Here is a 5,936-nt window from a genome sequence, read left to right as displayed (position 1 = left end):
CTACAGCACTGGTTCGCCGAGATAGCGGACCACGATGGTGCCGTCCGGTTCGTGCTCCCAGAGAATCTGCAAGTCGCAGTCGCGGCAACGGACGTCGACCGCGTTGAGCGGACCGCCCGCCAAGCGACGGATTTTCCGGCGCGTGGCCTCGGCGCTGGTCGGCTCGGTGTCTATCAGGTCGAGCGCGTCCTCGACACGGCCCGCGCATTCGGGGTCGGTCTCCCAGAGTCGGTCACGTTCGTCGGCCGGCTGCTCGTCAAGCCAGAGGCTTCCGGGGATGGGGTGGCTGCTCGGCATCGCCAAAATCCAATCAGGTTCACCGTATCATATGTATCAACGTAACACTGATATAGTTGCATCGTCGTCACGATGGTGCGAGACTTGCTGTCGTGGCTGTTCCGCCCAGCCCAGCGATATTGCAGACACACACACCGAAACGACGAAAGATCGATCTGGCATGACCACCAGCATTGGCGCCGAAGAACCTGAGGTTCGACTGCTCGAATTGGACGGACGCAACAGGATCAGCCTCAACGGCCTCGGCATCACCCCGAGCCGCCGTTACGTCGTCACCACCGCTGACGACGGAACGATCACCCTTGAGCCGGCGGTCGTCTTGACCGCCCTTGAACGTGCCTACCTTGCCAACTCGAAGGTGCAGGCAATCGTGGAACAAGGCCGGGCCAATCCGCAGAATCGCAAGAAGTGGACCCGCCGCCGGGCCGATCCCAAGCGCCCCGATCACACTGAAGAGTGACACAAAAGTACCGGCGGGCCGCTGTTCATAACCCCGGCCGCCCCGAGGAGATTGCCACCGCTCACCCGCCACGGTAGACCGCGATTACCGTTGGTCCGGGCGGCATCCGCGGTCAAGAATCGTTCGCCCGCTTGCGAAACCAGGTGACAGCGCACAAACCGGGAACCGCCGCCGGCGTCGATCCTGCGGAACGCGTGCAGCGCGTGACAGCCGCCCGTCGCCTAGCTTGCCGGCACCCGCTGCGCTATCCGGTTGTCCCACAGCAGCCGCAGCTTGGCAGCGAGGCCCCGCACGAACGGCGCGGTGTCGGGCTGGTCGGGCCGCCCGCTGCCGCTGGAGAACCGGACCAGCGCCGGCACGGCGCTGCCGTCGAGATGGGGTGCGCGGCACAGCGCGGCCGCCTGCGGCGTCGCCGCGAAAGTGCCCTGATACAAGCTGCCCTTGGCGTGCAGTGCGCGGTGTCCGGGCTGCGCTCCGCCGACTCCGCGGATCGCGGCGATCGCGTCGTCGGGAGTGACCATGGTGTCCTCACTTTCCGCCCCGCGCTGCGTGCCGGCCGCAGCAATGGGCCGCCCTAACGGTCCGGCAGCGCGTGCTCGACGATGGCCAGCCGCGGCAGCGGCTGGCGTACCCGGCGCTTGGCCGCCAGGTAGACCTGTGCGGTGTCCCGCGCCACCGTGTGCCAGGCGAAGTCGGCGGTCAGGCGGCGGCGGGCGGCCCGCGCGCGGCGCTGCGCGGCGGCCGGCTCGTCGAGCACCGCGCACACCGCCGCGGCCAGCCCCACCACGTCACGCGGCGCGCAGCACATCCCGGTGCGACCGTGGATCACCGCCTCGCCGAGGCCGCCGGTGTCCGACGTGACCAGCGGCGTGCCGGCGGCGGCGGCCTCCAGGGCAGCGAGCCCGAACGGCTCGTAGTGGCTGGGCAGCACCGCGGCGTCGGCCTGATGAAGTCGGCGCAGCAGCTCCGCATGGTCGAGCCGGCCGAGAAACGTTGTCGCCGTGAGCACCCGGTGTTTGCGGGCCTGGCCGGCCAGCCAGTCCCGCTGGGTGCCCTCGCCGGCGATGCTCAGCGTGGTGCCGGGGTGGCGGCGCCGGATCCGCGGCAGCGCGGCGATGGCGTCATGCACACCTTTCTCGTACTCCAGCCGGCCCACGTAGAGCAGCTCCGGGGGCCCGGTGCGGGGCCGGCGCGGCGCGAACGCCCAGCGGGCCGCGTCGATTCCGTTGCGGATCACGGTGATCTCGGCCAGCCCGGGACCGAACAGCTCGGTGATCTCGTCGCGCATCGACGCCGAACACGCGATCAGCGAATCGGATTCGCGCACCAGCCACGACTCGACGGCATGTACCTGGCGGCTGATCCGGCCGGACACCCAGCCGGAGTGCCGGCCCGCCTCCGTCGCATGGATCGTGGAAACCATTGGCACGTCGTGGAATTCAGCCAGTGCGATAGCCGGGTGAGCGACCAGCCAGTCGTGCGCGTGCACCACGTCGGGGGTGAAGTCCAGCGCCAGCCCGGCCCGGGTCATGGCGTGCCCCATCGCCAGCGTCCAGGCCATCATGTCGTCGGCGAAGGTGAACTCGTGCGGGTCCTGCGCGGCCGCCACCACCCGCACACCCTCGTGCGTCTCGTCCGACGACGGGTGTGTGGCGGGGTCGGTGCCCGACGGGCGCCGCGACAGCACGACCACCTCGTGACCGGCCGCGGCCAGCGCCGTCGACAGCTGGTGGACGTGCCGGCCGAGCCCGCCGATCACCACCGGCGGGTACTCCCACGACACCATCAGAACCTTCACGTGCGCGCCCAGCGTCGGCGCGCGGGCGCGCGGAATGCCGGCCGCGGGGGCGTGTCGGCGTAGAGACACACACGTCGGCGGCGGCGGGGGGTCATCGCGGCAGCCGCCGTGCGTCCAGGGCGCCGAACAGGCCGTCGGCGCGGTTCCACCCGTCGGCCAGCCGCTGCGCGGCCTCCGGCCGGCCCGACGCCAGCGCGGCCGCAATCTCGCGGGTGGCGTGCGCGTGCAGGTGCGCCCGGTAGCGGGCGTAGTCGGCCGCCGAGTCCTTGCTCACCATGAACGGCCAGTCGCTGGACACCGTCAGCAGCGTCTCGCGCAGGATTTGGTCGGCGACCCGGTTGCGGGGGATCGGCCCGTCCAGTGCCGCGGTCTGGGTCAGCGCCTTGTCGACGGTGGACAGCGCCGTGTCGACCACCTCGGCGTTGAGCCGCACCAGGTCGGCCACCTGCTCGCCGGCCCACACCTGCCAGTCCTTGCCGGAACCCCAAGAGCTGGGCGGCAATTCGACCGCCGGCCCGACGAAACCGCCGGCCAGCGCGTCGGCGAGCGTGCCCACCCGGACCCCGGCCTGCGGCAGCGCCCGCAACACCCGCTGCAGCCACATCGGGCCCTCGTACCACCAGTGGCCGAACAACTCGGTGTCGAAGGCGGCGATCACGTGCGCGGGCCGCCCGATGCGCTCGGATTCGGCCAGCAGCCGGCCGCGCACCGAGCCGACGAAATCGGCGACGTGGAGGTCGACAGCGTGCAGCGCGCGCTGCGGATCGTAGGGCGCCTTGTCCTGCGGCGCCACGTTGCGGCCGGTGACCCGGGCGGGTTTGAGTCCGGTGCGGTGGTCGTAGGTGTGGAAGTCGCGGTAGGCGGCGTGTCCGGGGTAGCCGGATTTCGGCGACCACACCCGGTAGCTGACCTGCAGGTCGCGGCCGAACGCCACGACGTCGCTGCCGCCGACCGGCCGGCCCAGCGCGGTGTCGCCGTGCAGCGACGGGCCGTCGACCATGAAATGGCCGACACCGGCGGCGGCGTAGTCGTGTTCCATGCCCGGGGTGTAGGCGCATTCCGGGGCCCAGATGCCGGCCGGGGTGTGGGCCGTGCGCTGGGCCGCGTCGGCCAGGCCCTCGCGCAGCGCGAACTCGCGCAGCCGCGGCGCCAGCAACGGCTGGAAAGGGTGGGCCAGCGGGCCGCCGAGCAACTCCACCGTGCCGGCGTCGATCAGGTCGCGCAGCAGCGGGCTGACGCCGTGCCGCCAGCGGGTGGCGAAGTCCTCCAGTGCCCGGTTCGCCTCGGCGGTTTCGCGAATCCCGAACTCGCGCAAAGACTCCGGGGTGGACGGCTTCGACACGTCGCCGGGCCGCGCGCTGGTGGCCTCCAGGGCGCGCAGCGCCCAGTTGCCCAGCCAGTGATACATCCCGTCCAGGCAGTACGGGTCGTCGAGCTGGGCGGTGACCACCGGCGTCATCCCGAGCGTGATCAGCCCGCGCCGGTCCTCACCGGCCAGCGTGTGCAGCACCCGCAGCAGCGGCAGGTAGGACGCCGACCAGGACTGGTAGAGCCATTCCTCGCCGACCGGCCAGCGGCCGTGGTGGGCCAGCCATGGCAGGTGGGTGTGCAGCACCAGGGTGAACATCCCCGGCACCCGGCTACCGGCTGGACTGTTCACGGGCGCACCGCGAGGGCCACCAGGTCGAGGCTGTCGTCGATGTCGCGGGCCTGCGCGGTTCCGTCGCCCCCGACGATGTCGAAGTCCGCGGCGGTGACCGAGGCGACGTCGGCCAGCAACCCGGCCGGCCACGGGGCGTCGGCCAGTGCCAGCGCGACCTGGGCGTCGATGATCGAGCCGCCGTGCCGGGCGTCCATCTCGGCCAGCCGGGGCCCATGGAAAACCCCGTACACGCCGTCCACCGCGAACCCGGCGTCGACCAGCAGCTGCGTCAACTCCGCGGCGTCGAGTTCGCGGGTGTGAAACGGGTTGAGCGGGGTGTCGCGGCCCGGCGAGAACGTGATCCGGTTGGGGGTGGACACCATCAGCAGGCCCGACGGCCGCAGCACCCGGGCGCATTCCGCGACGAAGCGGGCCTGATCCCACAGGTGCTCGATCACCTGGAAGTTCACCACCACGTCCACCGAGGCGTCGGCCAGCGGCAGCTCGGTCAGGTTGCCCGCCATGACCTGCACCCGCGGGTAGCGGGCCCGGACGTGGGCCACAGCGGACGCGTCGTAGTCCACGGCGACCACCCGGCGGGCCACGCCGGCGATCACGTCGGCGCCGTATCCCTCCCCGCAGCCGGCCTCGAGCACGTCGCGGCCCGCGCAGCGCGGCGCCAACCGCCGGTACACCACCTCGTGGCGGCGAAACCAGTAGTTCTCCTCGTCCAGGCCCGGCACGGTGCGCTCCCCGGTCAGCGGCAGGACCGGGCCGGGAGCCGGCGGGCTGTGGTCGGGGGCGGATGCGCTCATGGCATAGGCAGGCTATCCCGACCCGTTTGCGGCGCGAACACCTCACCCGAGACGGGCGGGCGATGACCTCACCGGACCCGCTATGGTGAAAGTGCGAAGCACGCCAAGTTACCGGTGGGTAACCAGCTTGTGCCCGGCACCGGAAAGACAACGGGGGTCTTGTGGCGGCCGCCGCGGGACCGCATCGAGGAGGACGAACGACACCATGACGAACATCGTGGTTCTGATCAAGCAGGTCCCGGACACCTGGTCGGAGCGCAAACTCTCCGACGGCGACTGGACCCTCGACCGTGAGGCCGCCGACGCGGTGCTCGACGAGATCAACGAACGCGCTGTGGAAGAGGCGCTGCTGATCCGGGAGAAGGAGGCGGCGGCCGGCGTCGACGGTTCGGTGACCGTGTTGACGGCGGGCCCGGAGCGGGCCACCGACGCGATTCGCAAGGCCCTGTCGATGGGGGCCGACAAGGCGGTGCACCTCAAAGACGACGGCATGCACGGCTCCGACGTGGTCCAGACCGGGTGGGCGCTGGCCCGCGCGCTGGGCACCATCGAGGGCACCGAGCTGGTGATCGCCGGCAACCAGGCCACCGACGGCACCGGCGGCGCGGTGCCGGCCATCATCGCCGAATACCTGGGCCTGCCGCAGCTCACCCACATGCGCAAACTGTCGGTGGAGAACGGCACGATCACCGGCGAGCGGGAGACCGACGACGGCGCCTTCACCCTGGAGGCAACGCTTCCCGCGGTGGTGAGCGTGCACGAGAAGATCAACGAACCGCGCTTCCCGTCTTTCAAGGGCATCATGGCCGCCAAGAAGAAGGAAGTCACGGTGTTGACGCTGGCCGAGATCGGCGTCGAGCCCGACGAGGTCGGCCTGGCCAACGCCGGGTCGACGGTGCTGGCGGCAAACCCCAAGCCCCCGAA

General features: G+C 71.1%; 6 protein-coding genes and 1 pseudogene. 2 read left to right on the top strand and 5 right to left on the bottom strand.

The window, feature by feature from the left end:
• Complete coding sequence (locus tag ABDW21_RS10315; protein WP_343598808.1) at window positions 1-297, bottom strand: hypothetical protein; 297 nt, start codon at window positions 295-297, stop codon at window positions 1-3.
• A 160-nt stretch (window positions 298-457) separates the two neighbouring features.
• On the opposite strand from ABDW21_RS10315, the gene ABDW21_RS10310 reads away from it, so the two are divergent.
• Window positions 458-757, top strand: coding sequence for a hypothetical protein (locus ABDW21_RS10310; RefSeq protein WP_343598806.1), 300 nt, complete (start codon window positions 458-460; stop codon window positions 755-757).
• Window positions 758-852: 95 nt separating this feature from the next.
• On the opposite strand, the pseudogene ABDW21_RS10305 reads toward ABDW21_RS10310, so the two are convergent.
• The 4 genes and pseudogenes from ABDW21_RS10305 to ABDW21_RS10290 form a co-directional block, all read right to left on the bottom strand.
• Window positions 853-1,278 (bottom strand): annotated as a pseudogene (locus ABDW21_RS10305) (catalase); the annotation flags it as partial.
• A gap of 53 nt (window positions 1,279-1,331) precedes the next feature.
• Window positions 1,332-2,555 carry a glycosyltransferase family 4 protein gene (locus ABDW21_RS10300; RefSeq protein ID WP_343598805.1) on the bottom strand — a complete coding sequence of 408 codons (1,224 nt, stop codon included), beginning with the start codon at window positions 2,553-2,555 and terminating at the stop codon, window positions 1,332-1,334.
• Window positions 2,556-2,646: 91 nt separating this feature from the next.
• A complete protein-coding gene (locus ABDW21_RS10295; RefSeq protein WP_343598803.1) occupies window positions 2,647-4,215 on the bottom strand; it encodes a glycoside hydrolase family 57 protein in 1,569 nt (522 codons plus the stop codon).
• Window positions 4,212-5,012: a class I SAM-dependent methyltransferase gene (locus ABDW21_RS10290; protein WP_343598801.1), complete on the bottom strand. Its 801-nt coding sequence runs from the start codon at window positions 5,010-5,012 to the stop codon at window positions 4,212-4,214. Before ABDW21_RS10290 ends, ABDW21_RS10295 begins: the two co-directional genes overlap by 4 nt.
• A gap of 205 nt (window positions 5,013-5,217) precedes the next feature.
• Here ABDW21_RS10290 and ABDW21_RS10285 point away from each other — a divergent pair.
• Window positions 5,218-5,936: electron transfer flavoprotein subunit beta/FixA family protein (locus ABDW21_RS10285; RefSeq protein WP_343710416.1), on the top strand; the 719-nt coding region annotated here is incomplete at its 3' end.

Source organism: Mycobacterium sp. (assembly GCF_039583805.1).
Taxonomy (GTDB): Bacteria; Actinomycetota; Actinomycetes; order Mycobacteriales; family Mycobacteriaceae; genus Mycobacterium.
Note: the sequence above shows the minus strand (reverse complement) of the source record. Positions and strands in the feature narration are given on the sequence as shown.